Annotated in this window: 19 protein-coding genes; 12 read left to right on the plus strand and 7 right to left on the minus strand. The window is 71.5% G+C overall.

All coding sequences use genetic code 11. The features are described 5' to 3' along the window. Positions 1 to 52: 52 nt before the first annotated feature. Positions 53 to 1,624, minus strand: a complete 1,572-nt coding sequence (locus P3T41_RS17530; RefSeq protein ID WP_280690803.1) for an amino acid permease — start codon at positions 1,622 to 1,624, stop codon at positions 53 to 55. Positions 1,625 to 1,728: 104 nt separating this feature from the next. Further along, positions 1,729 to 3,225: an aldehyde dehydrogenase family protein gene (locus tag P3T41_RS17535; RefSeq protein WP_280690804.1), complete on the minus strand. Its 1,497-nt coding sequence runs from the start codon at positions 3,223 to 3,225 to the stop codon at positions 1,729 to 1,731. Positions 3,226 to 3,501: 276 nt separating this feature from the next. On the opposite strand from P3T41_RS17535, the gene P3T41_RS17540 reads away from it, so the two are divergent. The 4 genes from P3T41_RS17540 (at position 3,502) to P3T41_RS17555 (ending at position 8,675) form a co-directional block, all read left to right on the plus strand. Next, positions 3,502 to 5,943 carry an FAD-dependent oxidoreductase gene (locus P3T41_RS17540; protein WP_280690805.1) on the plus strand — a complete coding sequence of 814 codons (2,442 nt, stop codon included), beginning with the start codon at positions 3,502 to 3,504 and terminating at the stop codon, positions 5,941 to 5,943. A 77-nt stretch (positions 5,944 to 6,020) separates the two neighbouring features. Further along, a complete protein-coding gene (locus P3T41_RS17545; RefSeq protein ID WP_280690806.1) occupies positions 6,021 to 7,142 on the plus strand; it encodes an aromatic ring-hydroxylating dioxygenase subunit alpha in 1,122 nt (373 codons plus the stop codon). 55 nt (positions 7,143 to 7,197) lie between these two features. Beyond that, on the plus strand, positions 7,198 to 8,283 hold the full coding sequence (locus tag P3T41_RS17550) for an S-(hydroxymethyl)mycothiol dehydrogenase (RefSeq protein ID WP_280690807.1): 1,086 nt from the start codon (positions 7,198 to 7,200) through the stop codon (positions 8,281 to 8,283). 221 nt (positions 8,284 to 8,504) lie between these two features. Next, positions 8,505 to 8,675: a hypothetical protein gene (locus tag P3T41_RS17555; protein WP_280690808.1), complete on the plus strand. Its 171-nt coding sequence runs from the start codon at positions 8,505 to 8,507 to the stop codon at positions 8,673 to 8,675. A gap of 67 nt (positions 8,676 to 8,742) precedes the next feature. Here the strand turns inward: P3T41_RS17555 and P3T41_RS17560 are convergent, their stop codons facing one another. The 3 genes from P3T41_RS17560 to P3T41_RS17570 form a co-directional block, all read right to left on the minus strand. Then, positions 8,743 to 10,002 (minus strand): ammonium transporter, encoded by a 1,260-nt coding sequence (locus P3T41_RS17560; RefSeq protein ID WP_280690809.1) that lies wholly within the window; start codon positions 10,000 to 10,002, stop codon positions 8,743 to 8,745. Positions 10,003 to 10,242: 240 nt separating this feature from the next. Then, entirely contained in the window at positions 10,243 to 10,587 is a 345-nt protein-coding gene (locus tag P3T41_RS17565; RefSeq protein ID WP_348533668.1) for an arginase family protein, read from the minus strand. Then, the gene (locus tag P3T41_RS17570; RefSeq protein ID WP_280690810.1) at positions 10,556 to 11,155 is read right to left on the minus strand and encodes a DNA-3-methyladenine glycosylase I; all 600 of its coding nucleotides are present in this window, start codon (positions 11,153 to 11,155) and stop codon (positions 10,556 to 10,558) included. Before P3T41_RS17570 ends, P3T41_RS17565 begins: the two co-directional genes overlap by 32 nt. 217 nt (positions 11,156 to 11,372) lie before the next feature. Between P3T41_RS17570 and P3T41_RS17575 the strand changes: the two genes are divergently transcribed. From P3T41_RS17575 to P3T41_RS17610, 8 genes are all read left to right on the plus strand, one after another. Next, on the plus strand, positions 11,373 to 13,049 hold the full coding sequence (locus P3T41_RS17575) for an FAD-dependent oxidoreductase (RefSeq protein ID WP_280690811.1): 1,677 nt from the start codon (positions 11,373 to 11,375) through the stop codon (positions 13,047 to 13,049). Further along, on the plus strand, positions 13,046 to 14,509 hold the full coding sequence (locus tag P3T41_RS17580; protein ID WP_280690812.1) for an ATP-binding protein: 1,464 nt from the start codon (positions 13,046 to 13,048) through the stop codon (positions 14,507 to 14,509). Before P3T41_RS17575 ends, P3T41_RS17580 begins: the two co-directional genes overlap by 4 nt. Positions 14,510 to 14,688: 179 nt before the next feature. Beyond that, entirely contained in the window at positions 14,689 to 15,249 is a 561-nt protein-coding gene (locus P3T41_RS17585; protein ID WP_280690813.1) for an RNA polymerase sigma factor, read from the plus strand. Then, entirely contained in the window at positions 15,246 to 16,061 is an 816-nt protein-coding gene (locus P3T41_RS17590) for a zf-HC2 domain-containing protein (RefSeq protein ID WP_280690814.1), read from the plus strand. Before P3T41_RS17585 ends, P3T41_RS17590 begins: the two co-directional genes overlap by 4 nt. A gap of 32 nt (positions 16,062 to 16,093) precedes the next feature. Next, on the plus strand, positions 16,094 to 16,903 hold the full coding sequence (locus P3T41_RS17595; protein WP_280690815.1) for an ABC transporter ATP-binding protein: 810 nt from the start codon (positions 16,094 to 16,096) through the stop codon (positions 16,901 to 16,903). Further along, the gene (locus tag P3T41_RS17600) at positions 16,900 to 18,297 is read left to right on the plus strand and encodes a hypothetical protein (protein ID WP_280690816.1); all 1,398 of its coding nucleotides are present in this window, start codon (positions 16,900 to 16,902) and stop codon (positions 18,295 to 18,297) included. Before P3T41_RS17595 ends, P3T41_RS17600 begins: the two co-directional genes overlap by 4 nt. Further along, positions 18,294 to 18,869, plus strand: coding sequence for a hypothetical protein (locus P3T41_RS17605; RefSeq protein ID WP_280690817.1), 576 nt, complete (start codon positions 18,294 to 18,296; stop codon positions 18,867 to 18,869). The genes P3T41_RS17600 and P3T41_RS17605 overlap by 4 nt, the downstream gene beginning before the upstream one ends. 222 nt (positions 18,870 to 19,091) lie before the next feature. Beyond that, positions 19,092 to 20,396, plus strand: a complete 1,305-nt coding sequence (locus tag P3T41_RS17610; protein ID WP_280690818.1) for an MFS transporter — start codon at positions 19,092 to 19,094, stop codon at positions 20,394 to 20,396. A gap of 74 nt (positions 20,397 to 20,470) precedes the next feature. On the opposite strand, the gene P3T41_RS17615 is transcribed toward P3T41_RS17610, so the two are convergent. Both P3T41_RS17615 and P3T41_RS17620 read right to left on the minus strand, forming a co-directional pair. Further along, entirely contained in the window at positions 20,471 to 21,109 is a 639-nt protein-coding gene (locus P3T41_RS17615) for a response regulator transcription factor (RefSeq protein WP_280690819.1), read from the minus strand. A 234-nt stretch (positions 21,110 to 21,343) separates the two neighbouring features. Further along, on the minus strand, positions 21,344 to 24,283 hold the full coding sequence (locus tag P3T41_RS17620) for a BTAD domain-containing putative transcriptional regulator (RefSeq protein ID WP_280690820.1): 2,940 nt from the start codon (positions 24,281 to 24,283) through the stop codon (positions 21,344 to 21,346). Positions 24,284 to 24,365 lie beyond the last annotated feature (82 nt).

The raw sequence follows: 24,365 nt of genomic DNA on the forward strand, positions 1-24,365 counted from the left end.
GCACCGGGCGGCCCGCGCGTCCCGTTCCGCCGGCACGACTTCTGACGAATGGTCAGGCCTCAGTCACCAGGCTCTCGTTCGTCACCGTCTCGGCGGCGGTGTGCTGCGGTGTGCCGCCGCGGTTGCCGTAGCGCAGGTACAGCAGGCCGCCGACGGCCGAGATCACCGCGGTGAAGACGATGGCGCCCCAGGTGTAGTACCAGCGGTCGTCGCCGTAGACGGCGGCTCGCGGCCACGCCAGATTGACGACCATGGCCAGGCCGTAGCCGACGGCCACGGTGTTCACGACCAGACCCCAGCGGCCCAGCGAGAAGTACGGGCCGTGGTCCGCGCGCGGCCACTGGCCCCGCAGGCGGCGCAGCAGCATCGGGGCGGTGACCAGCAGGTAGGGGAGGTAGAAGAGGATGATGGCGACCGAGGTGAGGATGTAGAAGACCCGCTGGTTGCCGATGTTGACGAGCAGCAGGGCGATGGTCAGCACGCCGGTGATGACGGCCGGCGCGACCGGGGTGCTGGACCTGGGGGAGACCTTGGCCAGCGCGGCGCCGAAGGGGAGGCGTCCGTCGCGGGCCATGGAGAAGAGCAGCCGGATGGCGGCGGTCTGCACGGCGAGGCAGCAGACCGTGATGGCGATCGCCGAGCAGATCAGGAAGGCGTCGCCCAGGCCGGTGCCGAGGGTGGACTTGACCAGGTAGGGCATGCCGAGCGTGCCGAGCTCCGAGGCGTTGATGTTGCCGACCGCCATCATCCCGACGAGCATGAGCAGCCCGCCGGCCAGGAAGGCGGCGGTGATGGCCCGCAGGATCGCCCGGGGGGCGTGGCGGCGCGGCTCGGTGGTCTCCTCGGCCAGCATGCCGGCCGTGTCGAAGCCGTAGAAGACGTATGCGCTCATGATCGACGCCACCAGGAAGGCGCCCAGGTAGCCCCACGAGTGACCGGCGCCGGTGCCCGCGGTGTGCAGGACGACCTGCGGGCCGCGCTTGATGTGCACGGCGAGCATGACGATGAGCAGGGTGACGCCGATGAGCTCGACGGCGACGCCCAGGTTGTTGATCTTCGCCATCAGGCGGACGCCCACGACGTTGACGACCGTGGTGAACACGACCAGGCTCAGGGCGAGGACGATCGCGTTCTTCGCGCCGTTCGGCGTGGTCGTCAGCCCGGCGTCGGCGGCGCCGCCGACGACCTGGAAGGCCAGCGAGACCTGCGGCAGGATGACCTGGTACGCGACGGCGACGGCCGCCGCGGTGACGATCGCGCCGATGGTCATGATCCAGCCGGCCATCCACGAGGCGACGGGTCGCGCGATCTGCTTGGACCACTGGTACACGCCGCCGGCCAGCGGGAACTGGCCTGCCATCTCGGCGAAGCAGAGGGCCACGGCCCCCTGGCCGATGAAGACCAGCGGCCAGGTCCAGACGAAGGCCGGCCCGCCGGAGGCGAAGCCGAAGCCGAAGAGCTGGAACACGCCGGTCATGATCGAGATGTAGCTGAAGCCCGCGGCGAAGCTGGAGAAGGAACCGAGGGAGCGCTGGAGTTCCTGCTGGTAGCCGAAGCGCGCGAGGTCGGTGGAGTCGTCGGTGGGTGGGGGCGCGGTGGTGTTGGTGGTTCCCGGGTTGCTCATGGTCGCTCCAGTGGCAGGCAGGGGGCTGGGGGACGTGCATGCGGCGCGGACCGGGTGGAGTCGGGAGGTGCGGACGGGGGCCGGGGAAAGGAAGTGACGCCGCGTCAGCCGGCGAACCAGTGCTGGGCGGCGGGGGTGACGGTGCGCCAGACGTGCTTGGCCTCCTGGTACTCGCGCAGGCCGGACGGGCCGAGTTCGCGGCCGGTGCCGGACTGCTTGAAGCCGCCCCATTCGGCCTGCGGCACGTACGGGTGGTAGTCGTTGATCCAGACGGTGCCGAGCCGGAGCCGGGATGCGACGCGCTCGCCGCGTCCGGTGTCCTGCGTCCACACGGCGCCCGCCAGGCCGTACGGGGTGTCGTTGGCCAGGGCCACCACCTCGTCCTCGTCGTCGAAGAGTTCGACGGTGAGGACGGGGCCGAACACCTCCTCGCGGACCACCGCCATGCCCGGGTGGCAGCGGTCGAGGACGGTGGGCCGCAGGAAGAACCCCGCCTGGAGCTCGGGCTCGGTGGGCCGGGCGCCGCCGGCGCGCAGCACGGCGCCTGCGGCGAGGGCGCCCGCGATGTGGTCCTCGACCTTCCGGCGGTGCTCGGCGGAGACCAGCGGGCCGGTCTCGGTGCCCTTGTCGAGTCCGTCGCCGAGCCGGATGAGGTCGGCGCGGCGGGCGAGTTCGGCGGTGAAGTCGGCGTGCAGGCTGCGGTGCAGCAGCAGCCGCGAGCCGGCGGAGCAGACCTGGCCGGAGTGCAGGAAGGCGGCGGTGAGCGCGAAGTCGAGGGCCGCGTCGAGGTCGGCGTCGGCGAAGACGATGTTGGGGTTCTTGCCCCCGAGTTCCAGGGCGACCTTCTTGACCGTGTCGGCCGCCGCCCGCATCACCGAGCGGCCGGTGGCCAGGCCGCCGGTGAAGGAGACCAGGTCGACCGCGGGATGCCGGGCGAGTACGGCGCCGACGGCGCCGCCGCCCAGCACCAGGTTCGCCGTTCCGCTCGGCGCGCCGGCCAGCTCCAACTGCTCCTGGAGCAGCCGGAAGAGACGGATCGTGGTCAGCGGTGTGACCTCACTGGGCTTCGCCACCACGGTGTTGCCGGCCGCCAGGGCGGGAGCGAGCTTCCAGACGATCTGCAGCAGCGGGTAGTTCCACGGTGTGATCAGTGCGCAGACGCCCACGGGCTCATGGACCACCCGGCTGATCGCGTCGGGCCGCCCGGTGTCGATCGTCCGGCCGGCGTCCGAGGTCGCCAGCGCCGCGTAGTAGCGCAGGACGGCGGTGGCGTCGTCGACGTCCATCCGGCTCTCGGCCAGGGTCTTGCCCGTGTCGAGCGTCTCCAGCCGCGCCAGTTGCTCCCGCTGCGCCTGGAGCGCGTCGGCGGTGGCGGTGAGCACGCCCGCGCGGCGTGCGGACGGCGCGCGGGCCCAGGAGCCCTCGTCGAAGGCGGACCGGGCGGCGCGTACCGCGCGGTCGGTGTCGGCTTCGGATGCCTCGGCGACCATGGCCAGCGTCGAGGCGTCGAAGGGATTGACGACCGCTCGCTGTCGGCCGTCCTCGGCCGGCGTCCAGGCGCCGTCGATCAGCAGACAGGCCGGGTCGAGGGATGGGGGCACAGGCGCCGCCTTTCTCGCGAGTTGCGCGATACGAGACGTTTGTCTCCATGCGCAACTTGTCGGCGAGTATGGAAGGGCCCCATATCCCTGTCAAGGGAGGGCGCTCGGATGGCATCCGGACCGGCCCGGCGGCGGGTCTTGACAGCTCGTGATGTGGGCCCGACTCTGTTTCTCATCGCGCAAGCAGATGCGTAATGTGCAACTCGTACTGTCTGGCTCAGCCCGCCGCAGCCACCTCCCGAGGGGACGGATGCTTTGACAGTTCAACCGAGGGTCGTGATCATCGGTGCCGGCATCGTCGGCTGCGCGCTGAGCGACGAACTCACCGAGCGCGGCTGGACAGACGTCACGGTGCTGGAGCAGGGACCCCTGTTCGCCACCGGAGGGTCGAGCTCGCACGCGCCGGGACTGGTCTTCCAGACCAACTCCTCCAAGACCATGACCGAGTTCGCCTCCTACACCGTCCGCAAGTACTCCGCCCTGACCCTCGACGGCCAGTGGTGCTTCCAGCAGCTCGGCGGACTCGAGGTGGCCACCACCCCCGAGCGGCTCGCCGAGCTGACCCGCAAGCACGGGCTGGCCGCCTCCTGGGGGGTGTCGGGCGCACTGCTCGACCCCGGGCAGTGCGTCGCCCTGCACCCGCTGCTGGACCGCGACCGGATCCTGGGCGGCTTCCATGTGCCCACCGACGGCCTCGCCAAGGCGGTGCGCGCCGGCGAGGCGCAGGCCCGGCGTGCGATCGGGCGCGGCGCGCGGTTCATGGCGCACCACACGGTCACCGGGATCGAGTCCGCGAACGGCAGGGTCACCGCCGTCGTCACCGACCAGGGCAGCTTCCCCGCGGACGTGGTCGTCTCCTGCGCGGGGTTCTGGGGGCCGAGGATCGGCCGGATGGCCGGGCTCGCCGTCCCGCTCGTCCCGCTGGCCCACCAGTACGCCAGGACCGGCCCGGTACCGGCGCTGGCCGGCTGCAACACCGAGGAGCTGGAGGCCTCCAAGCCGATCCTGCGCCACCAGGACCGCGACCTGTACTACCGCGAGCACGGTGACCGCATCGGCATCGGCTCCTACGCGCACCGCCCGATGCCCGTCGACCTCGACGAGGTGTCCGCCCCCGGTGGTCCGGTCATGCCCTCGATGCTGCCGTTCACCGAGAAGGACTTCGAGCAGCCCTGGGCCGACTCGCAGGCGCTGCTGCCCGCGCTCGCCCGGACGAAGGTGGACGAGGGTTTCAACGGCATCTTCTCCTTCACCACCGACGGCTTCCCCCTGCTGGGCGAGGCGCCCGAGCTGCGCGGTTTCTGGGTCGCCGAGGCGGTGTGGGTGACCCACTCCGCGGGTGTGGCACGGGCGATGGCGCGGTGGCTGGTCGAGGGCACCCCGCGCACCGATGTGCACGAGTGCGATCTCAACCGCTTCGAGCCGGGACAGCTCGCCCCCGCCTACGTGCACCAGCGCAGCTGTCGGAACTTCGTCGAGGTGTACGACATCATCCACCCGCTGCAGCCGATGGAGGAGCCGCGCCCGCTGCGGGTCAGCCCCTTCCACGCGCGCCAGCGGGAACTGGGCGCCTTCTTCCTGGAGGCCTCCGGCTGGGAGCGCCCGCACTGGTACGAGGCCAACCAGGGGCTGCCCGAGGTCGCCGGCATCCCCGGGCGCGGCGCCTGGGCCGCCCGCTACTGGTCCCCGATCGCCGGCGCGGAGGCCTTGGCCACCCGCGAGCGCGTCGCGATGTACGACATGACGGCGCTCAAGCGCCTGGAGGTCACCGGCCCCGGTGCACAGGCGTTCCTGCAGTACCTGACGACGAATCAGCTCGACAAGCCGGTCGGCTCCGTCACCTACACCCTGCTGCTGGACGAGACCGGCGGGGTGCGCAGCGACCTGACGGTGGCCAGGCTCGGCCCGGGCCGCGGCTGCGGCGAACGCTGGCAACTCGGTGCCAACGGCAACCTCGACCTCGACTGGCTCGTCCGCCACCTCCCGTCAGACGGTTCGGTCCAGATCCGCGACACCACCGCCGGCACCTGCTGCATCGGCCTGTGGGGACCGCTCGCCCGTGCCCTGGTCCAGCCGCTCACCGACGCGGACTTCTCGCACCAGGGCTTCGGCTACTTCAGGGCGAAGCGGGCGTACCTGGGCAACGTCCCGGTCACCGCGATGCGGCTGTCCTACGTCGGCGAACTCGGCTGGGAGCTGTACACCACGGCCGACAACGGCCAGAAGCTCTGGGACACCCTGTGGGAGGCCGGGCAACCGCTCGGCATCGTCGCCGCCGGACGCAGCGCCTTCAACAGCCTTCGCCTGGAGAAGGGCTACCGCTCCTGGGGCACCGACCTGACCGCCGAACACAACCCCCACGAAGCCGGGCTCGGGTTCGCCGTGCGCATGGACAAGGGGGACTTCCTCGGCCGCGACGCGCTGCTCGGTGTGACCGAGGAGACGGTGGGGCGCAGGCTCGCCTGCCTCCTGCTGGACGACCCGCGGGCCGTCGTCATGGGCAAGGAACCGGTGTACGTCGACGGCGCCCCCGCGGGGTACGTCACCAGCGCCGCCTACGGGTACAGCATCGGCGCCTCCATCGCCTACGCGTGGCTGCCGCGCGCCGCCGCCGAGCCCGGCCGCAGGGTGGGGGTCGAGTACTTCGGCGAGCGGCTGCCCGCAACCGTCACGCAGGAGCCGCTGTTCGACCCGAAGATGGCCCGCATCCGACGCTGAACAGGTGCCGAGCAGACCGAGGCCGGTATCCGGATCCTTCTCCAGCCGTGCGTTCCTCCGACGAAAGGCCCACCGCCGTGACCGCGAGCGAGCTCCCGCCGAGCCTGATCCGCACCCTCCCGGGCTCCTCCTACACCGACCCGCAGATCTTCGCGCTGGAGCAGGAGAAGATATTCGAGCAGCTGTGGTTCTGTGCCGTGCGCGCGAGTGACCTGGACAAGCCGGGCAGCTTCCGGACCGCGCAGGTCGGCCGGGAGAGCGTGCTGATCACCCGATCCCGGGACGACAGCGTCAGGGCGTTCCTCAACATCTGCCGCCACCGCGGCGCGCGGCTCTGCACCGAGGAGCAGGGCGAGGTCAGGCGGAACTTCCAATGCCCCTACCACGCCTGGACCTACGGCCCGGACGGCAAGCTCGTCGCCGCACCCAACCTCGCCGGCATGCCGGACGTCGACCGCACCACCTACGGCCTGGTCCCGGTGCACGTGCGCGAGTGGCTCGGCTACGTCTGGGTCTGCCTGGCCGATGAGCCGCCGTCCTTCGAGGCCGACGTGATCGGCGCCGCGACGCAGCGCCTTGGCGATCCGGAGGCGATCGAGCGCTACCGGACCGAGGAGCTCGCGGTCGGCCGCCGGATCCGTTACGAGGTGAGGGCCAACTGGAAGCTGATCGTCGAGAACTTCATGGAGTGCTACCACTGCGCCACCATCCACCCCGAACTGACCGACGTGCTCCCCGAGTTCGCCGGTGGCTATGCTGCGCAGTACTACGTGGGCCACGGCGCCGAGTTCGCCGACGACGCCAAGGGCTTCACCGTCGACGGCAGCGCGGGCGTGGACCGGATCCCGACCGTCTCCGAGGACCAGGACCGCAGGTACTACGCGATCACGGTCAAGCCGCAGGTGTTCGTCAACCTGGTGCCCGACCATGTCATCGTGCACCGGATGTTCCCGCTCGCCGCCGACCGCACCGTCGTGGAGTGCGACTGGCTCTTCCTCAAGGACGTCGTCGAGGCGGGCCGCGACGTATCCCGCTCGGTGGAGCTGTTCCACCGGGTCAACGTCCAGGACTTCGAGGCCTGCGAGCGCTGCCAGCCCGCGATGGACTCGCGCGCCTACCGGAGCGGCGGGGTACTGGTGCCGAGCGAGCACCACATCGGCGCGTTCCACGCCTGGGTCACCGGCCGTCTCGGCGACTGACAGCCCCCACCGGCGTCCACACCGTTTCCCTCCACCCAGCGGAAGGTTGTGCTCCATGGCTCAGCAGGTCAAAGGTGTCGTCGCCGCGGGCAAGGGCGAAGCGGTCAGGATCGAGACGGTGATCGTGTCGGATCCGGGCCCGGGCGAGGCGGTGGTCAAGGTCCAGGCCTGCGGTGTCTGCCACACCGACCTGCACTACCGGGAGGGCGGCATCAACGACGAGTTCCCCTTCCTGCTGGGGCACGAGGCCGCCGGGATCGTGGAGTCGGTGGGCGAGGGAGTGACCGAGGTCGCGCCCGGCGACTTCGTCATCCTCAACTGGCGTGCGGTGTGCGGACAGTGCCGGTCCTGCCGGCGCGGGCGCCCCTGGTACTGCTTCGACACCCACAACGCCAAGCAGAAGATGACCCTGGCGGACGGCACCGAACTCTCCCCGGCACTGGGCATCGGCGCCTTCGCGGAGAAGACCCTGGTCGCGGCGGGGCAGTGCACCAAGGTCGACCCCGCCGCCTCGCCCCTCGCCGTCGGACTGCTCGGCTGCGGCGTCATGGCGGGCCTCGGCGCCGCCGTCAACACCGGCGGGGTCGGCCGGGGTGACAACGTCGCGGTCATCGGCTGCGGCGGGGTCGGCAACGCCGCCGTCATGGGCTCCCGACTGGCCGGGGCCGCCCGGATCATCGCCGTCGACATCGACGAGACCAAGCTCGCCACCGCGCGGCGCCTCGGCGCCACCCACACCGTCAACTCCCGCGAGAGCGACGCCGTTGCAGCGATCCGCGAGCTCACCGGCGGCAACGGCGCGGACGTCGTGATCGAGGCCGTCGGCCGCCCGGAGACCTACCGGCAGGCCTTTTACGCCCGCGACCTCGCCGGCACCGTCGTCCTGGTCGGCGTGCCGACCCCGGAGATGACCCTCGAACTGCCGCTGCTGGATGTCTTCGGCCGAGGCGGCGCCCTCAAGTCCTCCTGGTACGGCGACTGCCTGCCCTCGCGGGACTTCCCGCTGCTGGTCGACCTGTACCTGCAGGGACGCCTGGACCTGGACGCCTTCGTCACCGAGACCATCGCGTTGACCGACGTCGAGGACGCCTTCGCCCGCATGCGGCAGGGCGAGGTGCTGCGCTCGGTGGTGGTCTTCTGACGAGCGCGGCGGGGGTGCGTACCCGCGCTGACTGGGAGGAAGCCGTGCAGTCCGTTGCGGCTGGGCTACGGTGCAAGAGTGTTCGATACGGCCTGGCTCGCACCCAGCGGAAGGTCGGCCCCGACCGAACGCTCCGGGTGTTCGTCGCCCGCGCGTGCCGGCGGCTCGACACCATCGGCAGCTGTGGTGGTGATCTGGAACGGGCTTGCCACCGGGGCGACTTGCTGTTCTCGCTGGCGCCGATCGGCGGGTGCTTCCTCGTCCTGTTCGGCGTGCTGACCGTGCTGGCCCTCTCGGCCGGCGACCGGGCGGCGACCTTGCTGCTGCCCGGTACGGTCGTGCTCGGCGCCGCCGTCTGTGTGCTGCTGGACGCCGTGGTGGACCCGGGGTAGTACCCCGGGCCCCTCCAGACTGACCGGCGGGTCGGCTGAAGTGCCTACCGCTCCTAGGGCCGAGGCGTCACGGCTCGGTCAGTACGTACGCGGTCTCACCGTGGTGGCTGAGGTCGAGCCCGCGCTCTTCCTCCTCCTCGGAGACCCGGTCGCCGATCAGCCTCTTGAGAACCAGGGCGATGGCGAGCGTCACCGCCACTGTGTAGCCGAAGGCCGCGCCGACGCCGATCGCCTGCCTGCCCAGCTGTGTCAGGCCGCCGCCGTAGAACAGGCCGTTCGCCCCGGCCGGGTTGATCGACCTGGTGGCGAACAGGCCGACCGCGAGGGCGCCGAAGACGCCGCCCACCAGGTGCACGCCCACCACGTCCAGGGCGTCGTCGTAGCCGAGGTGGTGCTTCCAGTCGACGGCGAACTCGCAGAGCACGCCGGCAGCCGCCCCGATCGCGAGCGCGCCGAGCGGGCTGACGAACCCGGCGCACGGCGTGATCGCGGCCAGGCCGGCGACGGCACCCCCGGCCGCGCCGACCGTGCTGGTCCTGCCGTGCCGGAGCCTCTCCACGGCCAGCCAGCCGAGCAGCGCCGCGGCGCCCGCGGTGTTCGTGTTGAGGAACGCGCTGGCGGCCAACTCGTTGGCGCCGAGGGCGGAGCCGCCGTTGAAGCCGAACCAGCCGAACCACAGGATCCCCGCGCCGACCAGCATCAGGGGCAGGCTGCTCTGCGGCATCTGCCGGCTCGGCCAGCCGTTGCGCTTGCCCAGGACGACCGCCATGACGAGCGCGGCGGCGCCCGCAGTGGTGTGCACGACGATCCCTCCGGCGAAGTCGAGCACGCCGAGTCGGGCGGCCCATCCGGTCGGTGAGAATATCCAGTGGGCGACCGGGCTGTAGACCAGCAGTGACCACAGGACGACGAACGGCACGAACGTGCTGAACCGCCAGCGGTCCGCCGTGGCCCCGGTGATGAGTGACGGGGTGATCACGGCGAACATCATCTGGTAGACGACGAAGACCAGCGGCGGAATGGCCATCGCGCTGCTCCCGGTGAAACCGGGAACCACCTGGTCCAGATGGGCGAGACCGGCGAAATGCAGATCGCCGATGAATCCGTCGCCCTTTCCGAAGGCGAGGGTGTAGCCGACCAGCACCCACGCCACGCTCACCAGCGCGATGGCCATGAAGTTCTGCATCAACATGCTCATGACGTGCTTCGCGCGGACCATGCCGCCGTAGAAGAACGCGACGCCCGGCGTCATGAAGAGGACGAGTGCTGCGCTGACCAGGACCCAGGCGGTCGAACCGGAGTCGACCCGTGCGAAGTCAAATGTCATGAGGCCTTCCGAGGCCGGATGCGGATGGCGCGGATCAGGGGTTCGAGGCGCGCCGACGGGCTGGAGCCCGGCCGAACCGTCCTCGGGGTCTCCGTAGGCGGCGAGCGGGCGCCGGATGGAAAGATAGGCCCAGCCGTCGCGTTCGCTCAGTCACGGGATGGCAAAAAAGGGCTCAGCGCCGTTGCTGCTCGACCACCACACCGGCGGAGGCCAGTTCAGAGCCCGGGCCTTACGGCAGTGTCACCCGCACAGTTGCGGCCCAGATGTCGTCTTTCGAGGCTGTGGGCGTGACCGCGCTGGGCTGACACGGTTGCCGCAGATCGCGGTGATGCCGGCATGGTCGGAGCGCGGCCAGGCTTCGATCACGTCGACTCCGGCGAGGGGCAGCTCCATGGTGGAGCGGCGAATCGCGTTGAGGAGTTGACGTGTGCTCAGGTCGCCGCCCGGTCCGGGGGACCCGGTGCCGGGGGCCATGCCCGCGCCGACGACGTCGACGCCGGGGATGACGGCGTCGGCGTGGCGGAAGGCGTCGGGCTCGGTGAGGGAGCGGTCCTCACTCGCCCTGGTGCGCGGTTCGGTAGTCAGCTGCGCGGAAGCAGCCGTGGAGGTGGTCGTTGATCACACCCACGTTCTGCATGAACGCGTACACGCTGGTCGGACCGACGAAGTGGTACCCCTGAGCCTTCAACCGCTTGGCGAAGTCCTCCGCCTGCGGCGTCGACGTCGGCAGCTCGGCGTAGGTCCGGGGAGCCCGCTTGCGGGGCATCTCGTAGGACTGCGCGAGCACCAGCAGGCTCGGCGACGCGGACAGCATGGCATGCGCATTGCTGATGGTGGCCTCGATCTTGCTGCGGTTTCGGATGATCGAGGCGTCGTTCACCAGATGGTCGACATCGACGTCCGTCATCGCTGCGACCTCGGCGACGTCGAAGCCCCGGAACGCTTGCCGGAACGCGTCCCGCTTGTTGAACACGACCTTCCAGCTGAGCCCGGCCTGGAAGACGCCGAGGGTGAGCGCTTCGAACATCGCTGACTCGTCATGGGTGCGGGTCCCCCACACCTCGTCGTGGTAGCGGCTCAGCGCGGTGTCCTCGGCGCCTGCCCACTCGCAGCGCGGCTCCCCGTCGTATCCAATGATCACGTCGCTGCTCATCGGGCCCTCCAGCTCGCTCCGCACATGCCGGTCCACGAACACACTCCGACGAAACGCCGGCCACTGCATCCCGTACTGTCCGTAGTCGGCAGCCGACGCCACCACGCGGCCCGCTCTGCCCGTAAGTGCCGCGACGGCGGGCCGCACCGCGGGCAAGCGATCAGACTGGAAGGGGTGCTCCCCCCTCCAGCCCTGCGACAGTCCTGGGTGGTGAACCATGGCAGAGGCCACCGATCAGGTGCGGACCGTGATCCTGACCGTGGACGACGATCCTGCGGTATCCCGGGCCGTCGCCCGTGACCTGCGCCGCCGCTACGGGGAGGACTACCGGGTGGTCCGCGCCGAGTCCGGCGCTTCGGCGCTCGAGGCGCTGCGGGAGCTGAAGCTGCGGGGCGCGCCGGTCGCGGTGATCCTGGCCGATTTCCGGATGCCGCAGATGAACGGCATCGAATTCCTCGAAGCGGCGCTCGACCTGTTCCCGGCAGCCCGACGGGTACTGCTCACCGCCTACGCCGACACCAACGCCGCGATCGACGCCATCAACGTCGTCGATCTCGACCACTACCTGCTCAAGCCGTGGGAGCCGCCCGAGGAGAAGCTGTACCCGGTGGTGGATGACCTGCTGGAGACGTGGCGGGCCGGCGACGGCCGCGCCGTGGACGTCACCAAAGTCGTCGGGCACCGCTGGTCGGCTCGCTCCTCCCAGATCCGGGAGTTCCTCGCCCGCAACCAGGTGCCGTACCGCTGGTACTCCAGCGAGGAACCGGAGGGCAGACGTCTGCTGGCCGCCGCAGGGCAGGACGGTCTGCGGCTGCCCCTGGTGGTCACCCCGGACGGCGCTGCCCTCATTGAGCCCGCCGAGCGGGACCTGGCCGCCCAGGTAGGGCTGTCGACGACCCCCGCGGCCGACTTCTACGACCTGGTCATCGTCGGTGGCGGCCCCGCCGGCCTCGCCGCGGCCGTCTACGGAGCCTCGGAGGGTCTGCGCACCGTCCTCGTGGAGCGCGAAGCAACCGGCGGACAGGCCGGCCAGAGCTCCCGCATCGAGAACTACCTGGGCTTCCCCGACGGCGTCTCCGGCGCGCAACTCACCGACCGGGCACGCCGCCAAGCCACGAAGTTCGGCGCGGAGCTGCTCACGGCGTGCAAGGTCACCGGCTTGGAAGTGAAGGGGGCGGCACGCACGCTGCGCTTCTCTGACGGCTCCGCCATCTCGGCACACACCGTGATCCTCGCGACCGGCGTGTCCTACCGGCAACTGGACGTGCCAGGGGCGGCCGCACTGACCGGGCGCGGGGTCTACTACGGCTCGGCCCTGACCGAGGCGGCCGCCTGCCAAGGGCAGGAGGTGTACATCGTCGGCGGCGCGAACTCCGCCGGCCAGGCCGCGATGTTCCTCTCCCGCAGCGCCCGGAAGGTCACCCTGCTGGTGCGGGCACCGGAGCTGGCCGCCTCGATGTCCTACTACCTGCTCCAGCGGGTCGAGGACGCCTCCAACATCACGGTGCTCACGGACACGGTTGTCGAGGCCGCCCACGGAACGGAACATCTGGAAGGGCTGACCCTGCGCAACCGTGTGACCGGCAGGTCCGAGACGGTTGACGCGCAGTGGATGTACGTCTTCATCGGCGCGGCACCGCTGACCGACTGGCTGGACGGCACGGTGCTCAGGGACCCGCGAGGCTTCGTGCTGACCGGCCCTGATCTGACCACCGACGGGCGTCCCCCTGCCGGCTGGCCGCTGGATCGGCCCCCGTACCACCTCGAGACCAACGTGCCAGGGGTCTTCGCGGCCGGAGACGTGCGCGCGGAGTCCGCCAAGCGGGTCGCTTCCGCGGTCGGCGAGGGCGCCATGGCCGTCATGATCGCGCACCGGTACCTGGAGCAGTCATGACCACTGCCCAGGAGAAGTGCGACGAGCGGGAGCTGCGGACGCTGTTCCTGTTCGAGAAGCTGACTCCCGACCAACTCACTCAGCTGTGCCGGTACGGCCACGTCGAATGGTTCGACCCGGGTCCGGTGTACCGGGAGGGCGATCCCGCGGCGAGCTTCTTCGTGCTGTTCCACGGAACCGTGGTCCTCTCGCGCAGCGTCGGCGGCCAGCAGGTGGACGTCAGCCGCACATCCGAGGCCGGCGTGTACGCCGGGGCGTTCCAGGCCTACCTCGGCGACCAGGTGCCGCAGGTGTACAACAACTCGCTCCGGGTGACCGAGCGGTCCAGGTTCTTCGTGCTGCCCGCGGAGGCTTTCGCGGAGATCATGCGCAGTTGGTTCCCGATGGCCGTCCATCTGCTGGAGGGTCTGTTCTTCGGATTCAAGAGCACCCAGGAGGCGGTCGGCCAGCGGGAGAGGTTGCTCGCTCTCGGGTCGGTGACGGCCGGGCTCACCCACGAGCTCAACAACCCTGCGGCTGCCGCCGTGCGGGCCACCTCGGCCCTGCGGGAGCGCATCGCCCGGGTGCGCCGCGAATTCGCGGAGCTCGCGGCCGAGCCACGCTCAGGTGGGGACCTGGCGCACCTGAGGGAACTGCAGGACATGACGATCGGTCGGCTGGCGCACGCCTCAGCGCTCGACCCGCTGGAGGCCTCGGACCGCGAGGACGAGATCGGCGACTGGCTGGAGGCGCACAGTGTCGCCGACGGTTGGGAGATGGCGCCGGTCCTCGTCGAGGCGGGTCTGGGCATCGACTGGCTGGACCGGATCGCCGGAGCCCTGCCCGAGGACCTGCTCGGAAGAGCACTGAACTGGCTGAGCTGCACGGTCGAGGCCGAGCTCCTGCTCCACGAGATCGAGGACGCCGTGCACCGCGTCTCCGCACTCGTCGGTGCGGCGAAGCAGTACACGCAACTCGACCGGGCCCCGTACCAGAACGCCGATGTGCACGAGCTGCTGGACAGCACGCTGATGCTGCTCTCCGCGAAGATCGGTCCGAACATCACCGTCGTGCGCGACTACGACCGCACCTTGCCCAGCATCCCGGGCTACCCCGCCGAGCTGAACCAGGTCTGGACGAACCTGATCGACAACGCCGTCTGGGCCATGCGCAGCACCGGCGCCGGCGGCACACTCACCGCTCGCACCGCACGGGACGGGAACCAGGTGCTGGTCGAAGTCCGCGACACCGGCCCCGGTGTGCCCGCCGACGTACAGAGTCGGGTCTTCGACCCGTTCTTCAGCACCAAGCCCGTCGGCGAAGGTACCGGTCTGGGTCTGGACATCTCCTGGCGCATCATCGTCAACCGGCACGGCGGCGACCTGCGACTCGAGTCGGTCCCGGGCGACACCCGCTTCCAGGTCCGCCTCCCGATCAACCCCGCAGAGCGCGACACCTCCGAGGACGACGCGCTTGGATGAGCTGTTCGGCCGTAGCTCGGCTGGTCTGGACGTGACCGGCGGGACCCGGTCCGACCGGTTGCCGAAGCGGCTCGAAGCCGGTCGCCGGGTTTCGGAGGGATCTCGAACCTCCGCGTGGAACTGTGATGCAGGTCATGCCAGATGTAGAACCCGTGTGCGGCCTCGGGCGTCTGGCAGGTGTGAGATCACGTAGGAGAGCACTGGACGAGCTGGACGAGGAACGCCTCGTCCGGCTGGTGGCCAGAGGTGAGCGCGGGGCGTTCGACGAGTTGTACCGGCGCACGTCACCGTGGCTGGCGGTGCGGTTGCGCCGCCGCTGCGCGGACGAGCAGATCGTCGCCGAGGTCATGCAGGAGACCTATCTGGCGGTGTGGCGCGCGGCCGGCGCGTTCGCCGGGAGCGCGGTCGGCGGGACGGCGGTCGGGTGGCTGTGGACGATCGCGGCGCGCCGCCTCGTGGACGCGTTCCGCCGTCGTGCCCACCACGCCGAACCGCCGGTCGCCGCCGCCGAGCGGGCGGTGGTGCCTGCGGCGGAGGAAGAGGCGCTCGCGGGGACCGTCGGCGGCGACGTCGGCGACGCCCTTCGGCAACTGGCTCCGGAACTCAGACAGGTACTGCAGGCCACGGTGCTCGACGGGCTCTCCGTCCGGGAGACCGCCGTCCTGCTCGGACTGCCCGAAGGCACGGTCAAGACCCGCGCCCGCCGGGCCAGGATCGCGATGCGGGAGGCGCTGGCATGAGTACGGAACACGCGTCGAGGCGGTTGATCGACGACTACGCACGTGGTGATGCGGCGATGGCCGCGGACACGCTGTGGGCGCTGGAGGCCCATCTGGAGACCTGCGCGCCGTGCCGGAGCCGCCTGGCGGCCTCCGTGGCCACCGAGGCGCCCGGCATCGCCACGCTCGTCGACACCGTCCGGGCCGGGCTGGCGCCGCAGTTGGACGCGGCCGTCCAGGCGCCCTCGCGGCGGTACCGCCCGAGGTGGGTGTCGGCCTGGCTGACACCGATCTTGGTCCCGTGGCTGGCCATGACCGCCACCGTGACCCTGCTGGCGCTGCTGCTGGCGGCGGCCGGGGCGCCGATGCTGTTCGGCGCGGCCTCGCCCGTGTTGCTGATCGCGCCCGTGCTGCCGATGTGCGGTGTCGCAGTGGCGTGGTCGCGCGCCCTGGACCCGGCGTACGAACTGACAGCCGCCACCCCTCGGGCCGGTCTGCCCCTGCTGCTCCGGCGCACCGTCTCGGTACTCGCCGTGGTGCTGCCCGCGCTGCTGGTGGAGGGATGGCTGACCGGGGCCATGACGGCCGCTCAGTGGTTGCTGCCCTCGCTGGCCTTCACCTCTGCGGCCCTGGCGCTGGGCAGCGTGGTCGGCGTGACCCGCGCCGCCGCCGCCCTGGTGGTCGCGTGGGGCGTCGTCATCGCCGCACCCGCATGGCACGCCGGCCGCGTCCCCGTCGTCCTGCAGCCGGACCAACTGCCCGTGTGGGGAGCGCTCCTCGTGCTCGGCATCGGCGCCGTGATCGCCCGCAGACGCGCCTACCCAGCGCTGTGAAACCATCGTCGACCCTCGGAAGGGACCACTGCATGACACCCGCCATGACCGCGGCCGACACCGCGCCGAAGACCTACGCCTGGGAGATCCGGGCCGCCGGCCTGAAAGTTCGGGTCGGACGCAAGAAGATGGCCGTCGACGGCCTCGACCTCTCCCTGAGCACCGGCACCCACGGCCTGCTGGGGCCCAACGGAGCGGGAAAGACCACCCTGATCCGGGCGCTGGCCACCGTGCTGCGCCCCGCCGCGGGCGAACTGGAGCTGTTCGGCACCTCCGTGAGCGGGGTGGGTGACCTGCGGGCGCTGCGCCGCCGGATCGGCTACCTGCCGCAGGAGTTCGGCTACTACAAGCGTTTCACCGTGCGCGAGTTCGTCGAGTACATGGCCTGGCTGAAGGAGGTCCCGAAGGCGGACATCCCCGCGGCCGTCCAGCGGGCCGTGGAACGGGTGGGCCTGGCGGACCGCGCCGACCATCGGATGAGGACCCTGTCCGGAGGCATGGTCCGGCGCGCCGGCATCGCCCAGGCCATCGTCAACGACCCCGCGGTGCTGCTGCTGGACGAACCGACGGCCGGCCTGGACCCGGCGCAGCGGCTGCGCTTCCGCGAGCTGCTGCAGGAGTTGGGCCGCGACACCTGTGTGGTCGTCTCCACCCACCTGGTCGAGGACGTCGCGGCCGCCTGCTCCGACGTGGTGCTCTTCGCCGACGGCCGCCTCGTCTTCCAGGGCACGCCGGAGGTCCTGGCCGCGGCGGGCGGCGCCGAGTACCCGGGCGACAGCCCGCTGGAGCGCGGCTACTCGGCGCTGCTCCACAACTCCGAGCAGCAGGGAGGCACCTGGTGAGCGGACGTGTCCTGCGCATCGAGCTGAAGCGCTCCATCGCCCCGTGGACCGGCGTCGTCGTCCTGGGCGGCAGCCTGGCGGTCTTCTTCCTGGTCGGCGGGATCTGGTGGAACGGCACCGCGGGATGGACCGCCCAGTGGACCTCGATGGCCCTGTGGACCCGGTACCTGCTGTCCTTCTGGTGGCCGCTCGTGGTGGGCATGGGGGCGGTGTACGGGCTGCGCGAGTCCCGCTCGCGGATGACCGAACTGCTGACGACCACGCCGCTGCCGGCCTGGCGACGAGCGGCGCTGCCGGCCGGTGCGACGGCGCTCGCGCTGGCGTCGGGCTTCGGCCTCCTCGTCCTCGTGGGCGGAGTCCAGGTGGCCCTCGGCGCCACCACCTATGCGCCGTTGGGCTGGCTGCCGATCTCGCTCGTGGCAGCGCTGGCCCTGGTCGCGGGGGCTGTGTTCGGCATGGGCGTCGCGCGGTCCGTGCCATCCGTGCTCACCCCGCCGGCCCTGACGGTGCTCTTCCTCCTGTTGACGAGCCTCCTGCGACCGAACAGCGAAGGGGCGCTGCCGTCGAGCATCGCGCCGAACCGGCTCGCCCTGCTGTCCCCGGCGACCGCGGACCCGCGGGAGATGCTGCTGACCCTGTCCGGCTCCGTGCACCTCGGCCAGACGCTCTGGCTGCTCGGCCTGCTCGCCACCGGATTCGCCCTGCTGTCGGCCGTGACCCGCCGGGCCCGGCTGCTCGCGGTGGCCCCCGTCCTGGCCGGCGCGGCCCTGGCCCTGCTGGTGCTCCCGGCCGCTGCGCGCGACACCTACGTCGTCGACAAGGCTGCCGCCGCCCTGGTCTGCGACGGACCGGTGTGCGTGACGCAGGCCGACCGTTCACGCCTGCCCGAGCTCGCGCTGCGCAGCAAGGAGGCGCTGCGCGTGCTGCACGACGTCCTGGGCGACAAGGCGCCGCACTTGGTGCGGGAGGACACCGAGCTGCGCGCGCTCGGCGACGAGCGCGAACTGTCCGGCGACGTGGTGCTGGTCGACTTCGACGATCGACTCTTCGCCGATGCGAGGGGCGAGCAGCTGACCCGTGCGCTGATCGCCCAGGGCCTGGCACCGAGCTGCCACGCGAACAACGACCGGGAGGGCGGCGGACATGCCGATGTCGCCGTCCAGAGCGTCGCCGTGAGCTGGGCCCTGCATGATCCCCAGCGCCGACCGATGGAAAACGAGGCCGGCGCCCCGTACATGAGCCAGACCTGGGCGGAGGCCGACACGGCCTGGCAGCGGTTGGTGGCGATGACACCGGCCGAGCAGAGCTCGTGGATCGCCGAGGTGCACGCCGCCACCCTCTCCTGCACGCGGACCGACGAGCTTTCGGTGCTGGCGGGGAAGGCGTCGCAATGAGGTGGCTGATCCTGTACGCGCGTTCACGGCAGGTGCCCACCTCGGTCGCCGCGATCACGCTCGTCGCACTGGCGGCGTGGGTCTCCAAGCGGGACCGCGGTGCGGGCTCGACGGACCTGGTGATGGCGGCCCAGGTTCTCAGCGCGATGGTGGCGGCCGCTTCCGTCGGGCTCGATGGGCGGGATGCCGCGCTGGAGAGAACGGCCGCGATCCGGTGGTTGCCCCGCCGGGCAGCGCACGTGCTGCTGATCGGCGCGGTTGCCGGGACGGAGCTGCTGGCGGCCCAGGCGGCGGGAGCGAAGCTCGCCCCGGCCGAGGTCGTCGTCCGGGACAGCGCGGGCCTGGTCGGCCTGGCCGCGCTCGGGGCGGTGCTGTGCGGGGCGGCGTACGCCTGGACCCTGCCGACCGGTTGGCTCGCGCTCACCCTCGTCGTCCCGATTCCACCCGGCACCGTGGGACAGGTGGCCGGCTGGATGATCTTCCTCCCCGGCACGGCTGCGTCCACCGGGACCGCGTGGGCCCTGCTGGTGACCGGCACCGTGCTGTACGCCGTGGCAGGACCGAGACGGTGACGGGCACGCCCCATGCCGCAGGCAGCTCCCTCTTCTCCGGTACCCGCACAGCGACTTGACGGATGGCCTGACCGGCGACCCCTCGCCGATGTCGGGGCCTGGGTGTCGGCCCAGAGCCGGCAACGTGCTGTCGGCTGCTGAGCTCGGCCGGATACGATGGCAGCCGGTAGCACCGCCACCGCAGCTGAGCCGCCGCGTGCGCGGCAGAGATGAGCAGCCCTCATGAGCGGTGCCGACGCGGTGGCCGACCCGGCCGACCCGGCCGGCCACGTGGCCGCCGACACGGCCCACGCCGCCGGTGCCGCGCTGGCCGAGCCGGTGACCCGGGTCTCGTGGCGTTGGACGGCCTCGCTCAGCCTGGTGAACCTCGGGGTCTTCCTGGGCTTCTTCACGCCGATCCAGATCCTGCTGCCGATGCAGCTCGAACGCCTCGACGCCGCTCACAAGGCCGGCCTGCTCTCCTGGGTGACGGGCGTGGGCGCCGTGGTCGCGATGCTGGTCAACCCGCTGGCCGGCGCGCTGTCGGATCGCACCACCTCGCGGTTCGGGCGGCGTCGCCCGTGGATCCTGGCGGGCGCGCTGCTCGGCGCGGGCGGGTTGTTGCTGACCGCCGGCGGGCATGGCCTGGTCGGCATCACGGTCGGGTGGGTGGTGGCACAGGCGGGTCTGAACGTCATGCTGGCCGGGGCCACCGCGCCGGTGGCCGACCAGGTTCCCAGCAGGCAGCGGGCGGTGGTCTCCGGCTGGACCGGGATCAGCCAGTCGCTCGGGCTGGTGGTCGGCGCCTTGCTGGTCACCCTGCTGGTCGGCGGGATCGCTTCGGGGTATGCGGTGGTGGCGGCCATGACCGTGGCCCTCGCGCTGCCGTTCGTCCTGTTCTTCGCCGACCCGGTCCTGCCACCGGGGGCGTTCCGCTCGTTCAACCTCCGGACCATGCTGGCCGGTTACTGGGTCAGTCCGCGCCGGTACCCCGACTTCGGGTGGGCCTTTCTGACCCGGTTCCTGATCAACCTGGGCAATGCGATCGGCACCCTCTACCTGCTCTTCTACCTCACCGATGCCGTGCACTACCGCTCGCCGGACGCCGGGGTGCTGATCCTCACCGCCGTCTACACCCTGGCCGCGCTGCTGACGGCGATCCCCGCCGGGATGGTCTCCGACCGCACCGGCCGGCGCCGTGCGCTGGTCGTCCTCTCCTGCGCGGTGATGGCCGTCGCCGCCCTGCTGCTGGCCCTGGTCCACACCTGGCCGGCCACCGTCGTCGCCGCCGCGGTGCTCGGTGCGGGCTACGGCGTCTACCTGGCCGTCGACCAGGCCCTGGTCACCCAGGTCCTGCCCGTCGCCGCCGACCGGGCCAAGGACCTGGGCGTCATCAACATCGCCAACTCCGGCCCCCAGGTGATCGCCCCGGCCATCGCCGCCCCGATCGTCGCCGACTTCGGCGGCTACTTCGGGCTCTACCTGGCCACCGCCCTGGTCACGCTGCTCGCCGGCCTGCTGGTCCACCGCATCCGCGGCGTCGCCTGACCGATCCGTACGCCTGGCTGGCCCGTACGCCTGGCCGGCCTGCGCACGTCACCGGCCGGCACGGCGAGCCGTCGTCAGATGTACCCCTCGCGCATGGCGAAGGCGACCGCGTGGGCACGGTTGCGCAACTGCATGCGCACCATGATGTCGTGCAGCACGCCTTTGACGGTGCGTTCGGAGTAGCAGAGCTGGCCGGCGATCTCGCGGGTGTCCAGGCCCTTCGCCACCAGCTTCAGCACGTTGATCTCCCGCTGGGTGGGCCGGGTGCCGGATTCCGGCGGGACGGCGCTGCCCCGGCGCATCCGGCCCAGCTGGCTCAGCAGCCGCCGCAGCAGGTCGCCCGGGATCTCGCTCTCGCCCCGGCCGGCCGCGTGAATCGCCTTCACCAGCCGCTCGGCGGTGGCCTGGTGGCGCCAGACGATCGTGTGCACTCCCGCCTCCAGCACCAACTCCAGCTGCTCCTCGTCGAGTTCGCTGGTCACCAGGACGACTCGCTGGGCTCGCTCGACGCCCAGCTTGCGCAGCCGGGTCGCGGTCGGCGCGTCGATCTGGTCGACGAGCAGCACGGCCACGTCCTCCGCTCGCGCGTCCTCGGTGGCGTCGGTCCGCTGCACCACGGTGATGTCCCGTTGCTGCTCCAGGTAGCCGATCAGGCCGGCTCGGGAGAGCGGGTCGCCGTCGTGGATCGCTACCGTGATCTCCTGCAGTGACATAGCGCCTTTTCCTCACACCGAAAGCATGCTGACAGGGGGTGGGCTGTCAGCGCGGTCTCGCTCGGCGGTGCGAGTGGCAGGGCCTGGTCGCCCGGGCTTTCGGTCGATCGGTGGGCTGGGGCAGCAGGGGTTCGACTGTCGGGTGGCGTCGTCGGCTCACCTGAGCATCGTAGGCCGGGGCCAGTGCCGAAACAGTGCCGAAAAACTGACGGTCGCCTTGCCCCGTCCCACGCCTTACTCCGTCGCCCGCTCCCGGATCCTGCGGCGGAGCTGTTCGGCGTCGGGGTGGCCCAGCTCGTCCAGGATGGCCAGCGCCTGCTCCCAGGCGACGACCGCGGACTCGTGCTTCCCCTGGGCGTCCAGGGTGTCGCCGATGTGGCTGAGGGTGTCGGCCTCCAAAGCGCTGTCGTTCAGGGCCTGGTAGGCGTTCAGGGCGCGCTCGTAGCTGGTCAGCGCCTGCGCGTACTGGCGGAGGTGGTGCTGTGCGTAGCCGAGGCTGTCCCAGGCGGCGGCCTCGCCGTTGAGGTCGTCGATCCGCCGGTGCAGGTCGATCGCCCTGCGGCACAGTGCCAGGGCCTGCTCGTGCTGCCCGAGCAGGATGTGCGTCCACCCGGTCTCGTTGAGCACGCTGCCCTGTCCGCTGAGCCGCCCGGTCGCCTGGTAATGGGCGCAGGCCTGTTCATAGTGACGCAGGGCCTGGTCGTAGTCCAGCCTGCTGTTCGCCCGGAAGGCCAGGTGGCGATGCGTACGCGCCTGGCCGTCGCGGTCGCCCAGCTCGGTGAAGAGTGTGAGCGAGCGCTCCAGGTGGTGCTGTGCGTCGCTCTCGCGGGACAGCCGGCCGCAGGCGAACCCCAGCTCCCGGTGCGCATGGGCCTGTCCCAGGACGTCGGCTGCCCGGTCGGCGGCCTGCAGCGCGGTGCGCTGGATCCGCAGTTGGTCCTGCCAGTGGCCGCGCCGGTCCAGGTAGCCGGCCAGCGTCTGGGCCAACTGCCAGGCATGGGTGGGGAGTCCGTTGGCGCTCGCCTGCTCGATCAGGCGGAGCAGGACGGGGAGCTCGGCGTCCAACCAGGCGGCGGCCCGGGGCCGTCCGTCGAGCGTTTCGGCAGCGGTTCCGGATCCGTGCGCGGGCAGGTCGATGCCGTCCAGGCGGTGCGGAGCCAGCAGGGTCGCGGCGGCGTGCGCGGAGTGCAGGTAGTAGTCGGTCATCCGGCGCAGCGCCGCCTGTCGGGTCCGCTCGTCGTCGTACGCGAGGGAGAGCTCACGGGCGTGCGCGTGCAGCAGGTCGTGGAGCGCGTAGCGGCCCGGGGTGGGCGCGGTCACCAGATGGGCTTGGCCCAGCTCGTCGAGGAGCGTGGCCGCCCGGCCCGCCGGGAGGCCGGCGAGGTTCGCCGCGGCCGGCACGGTGAAGTCGGGGCCGGGGTGGAGGGCGAGCAGGCGGAAGAGCTGCCTGGCCTCGGGCGTCAGTAACTCGCAGGACCAGGAGAAGACGGTGCGGACGTCGGTGCTGGGATCCGTGCCGGTGAAGGCGTCGAGGCTGCCGTGGCTGCTGCGGAGTTCCGCCGCGATCGAGGCGAGCGGGAACTCGGGACGGGTGGCGGCCCGTGCGGCCACCACGGCCAAGGCGAGCGGGAGCCGCCCGCACAGCTCGATGATCAGCTCGACTGCCTGCGGCTCGGCGGCGACCCGGGCGGCGCCCAGGCGTTGCACCAGGGCGTCCCGTGCCTCCTCGGGACTGAACGGACCGAGGCTGAGCGGATGGGCGCCCTCGCTGGCGATCAGACCGTGCAACTGGTCCCGGCTGGTGACGATCACCAGGCTGCCGGGCGCACCCGGCAGCAGCGGCCGTACCTGCTGGGGGCTGCGCGCGTTGTCCAGCATGATCAGCATGCGTCGTCCCGCCAGCAGGCTTCGGTACAGGGCGGCCTGCTCGTCCGCGCCGGCCGGCACCCGCTGGGGCGGCTCGCCGAGCGCGTGCAGGAAGCCGCGGAGGACTTCACTCACGCTGGGCACGAGACCGGCCGGGTCGAAGCCGCGCAGGTTGGCGTAGAGCTGTCCGTCGGGGAAGCGGTCGGCGATCCGGTGGGCCAGGTGCACGGCCAGCGTGGTCTTGCCGACCCCGGCCATCCCGTTGATCGCGCTGATCACCACGGTGCCGGGCCGGCCGCTCGCCGCCTGGCCGTTCTCCAGCCGGCCGTTCTCCACCTGGCCGGGCAACAGTGCTTGCAGCAAAGCCAGTTCGGCACTTCGCCCGGTGAACCCGGCCAAGGCGGCCGGGAGTTGGGCGGGGCGAGTAGCGGGCGCCGCAGGGCTTGGTGCGTCGACCGGCGCCGGGCCGCCCGCCGGGCCGGCTGCCGCGTCGGCGGTGTGCTCGGGGGAGGTGTGCCCGGGGGCGGTCTGCCCGGGTGCGGTGGCCCGGGCCGGGGGAGCGCCGTGGAGCACCTGCCGGTGTGCGTCGAGCAGCTCCGGCCCCGGGTCGACACCGAGCTGTTCGGCGAGCTGCGACCTGACCCTGCGGTAGACCTCCAGCGCTTCGGCCTGCTGCCCGGTGACCGCCAGCGCCTTCATCAGATGGGCCTGCAGCCCCTCTTCGAGCGGATTGCGTTCGGCGGCGTCCTGTAGGGCGGGCAGGATCCGGCCCGCGCGGCCGGCCTCCAGGGCGACCTGTGCGGCGTTCCTGACGACGCCGAGGTACTCCCGGTCGATCGAGGTGAACGCCGGGTGTGCGCGTACCTGCGCGGGGATTCCGGCCGCGGTCACGCCGTGGCGCAGCGCGAGCGCCTGGGTCAGGAGTTCGACGGCCGCCGCCGGCGTTCCGGCTGCCCGAGCCCGGTGAGCGCGCTCGACAAGGGCGCGGAAATGCGCCAGATCCAGCGATTCGGGATCGACAGGAAGTCGGTACGTCCCCGAACTGCGCAGCACGGGACTGCCGTGCTCGCCGGACGCCGGACGCGGTTCCAGCAGTTTTCGCAGCGCGCCCACGTGGCGGTGCACCACGTTGGCCGCGCTGTGCGGCGGTTCCTCACCCCAGAGGACATCCACGATCTCGCTGAACTCGACCGGTTGTCCCGCGTGCACCAGCAGCAGCGCCAACAGCGCCCGCTGCTTGGGCGGTCCCAGCTCCAGCTCCACATCGCCGCTCCACACCCGGGGCGGCCCCAACACGGTGAACCTCACGGATCCCAAGTCTACGTGTACCGACCGCTGGTTCGGTGCCGTGAACTGTCGGACCGTCAGATCGGGCAGAACCGCAGCCGGT

Origin of the sequence: Kitasatospora sp. GAS204B (genome assembly GCF_029892155.1) — a bacterium.
Taxonomy (GTDB): Bacteria; Actinomycetota; Actinomycetes; order Streptomycetales; family Streptomycetaceae; genus Kitasatospora.

Excerpts from the sequence above, each read along its gene's own strand:
- P3T41_RS17595 (WP_280690815.1), top strand. The coding sequence starts at position 16,094 with ATGACACCCGCCATGACCGCGGCCGACACCGCGCCGAAGACCTACGCC.
- P3T41_RS17580 (WP_280690812.1), top strand. The coding sequence starts at position 13,046 with ATGACCACTGCCCAGGAGAAGTGCGACGAGCGGGAGCTGCGGACGCTG.
- P3T41_RS17590 (WP_280690814.1), top strand. The coding sequence starts at position 15,246 with ATGAGTACGGAACACGCGTCGAGGCGGTTGATCGACGACTACGCACGT.
- P3T41_RS17560 (WP_280690809.1), bottom strand. The coding sequence starts at position 10,002 with ATGACATTTGACTTCGCACGGGTCGACTCCGGTTCGACCGCCTGGGTC.
- P3T41_RS17615 (WP_280690819.1), bottom strand. The coding sequence starts at position 21,109 with ATGTCACTGCAGGAGATCACGGTAGCGATCCACGACGGCGACCCGCTC.
- P3T41_RS17610 (WP_280690818.1), top strand. The coding sequence starts at position 19,092 with ATGAGCGGTGCCGACGCGGTGGCCGACCCGGCCGACCCGGCCGGCCAC.
- P3T41_RS17550 (WP_280690807.1), top strand. The coding sequence starts at position 7,198 with ATGGCTCAGCAGGTCAAAGGTGTCGTCGCCGCGGGCAAGGGCGAAGCG.
- P3T41_RS17605 (WP_280690817.1), top strand. The coding sequence starts at position 18,294 with ATGAGGTGGCTGATCCTGTACGCGCGTTCACGGCAGGTGCCCACCTCG.
- P3T41_RS17575 (WP_280690811.1), top strand. The coding sequence starts at position 11,373 with ATGGCAGAGGCCACCGATCAGGTGCGGACCGTGATCCTGACCGTGGAC.
- P3T41_RS17570 (WP_280690810.1), bottom strand. The coding sequence starts at position 11,155 with ATGAGCAGCGACGTGATCATTGGATACGACGGGGAGCCGCGCTGCGAG.
- P3T41_RS17530 (WP_280690803.1), bottom strand. The coding sequence starts at position 1,624 with ATGAGCAACCCGGGAACCACCAACACCACCGCGCCCCCACCCACCGAC.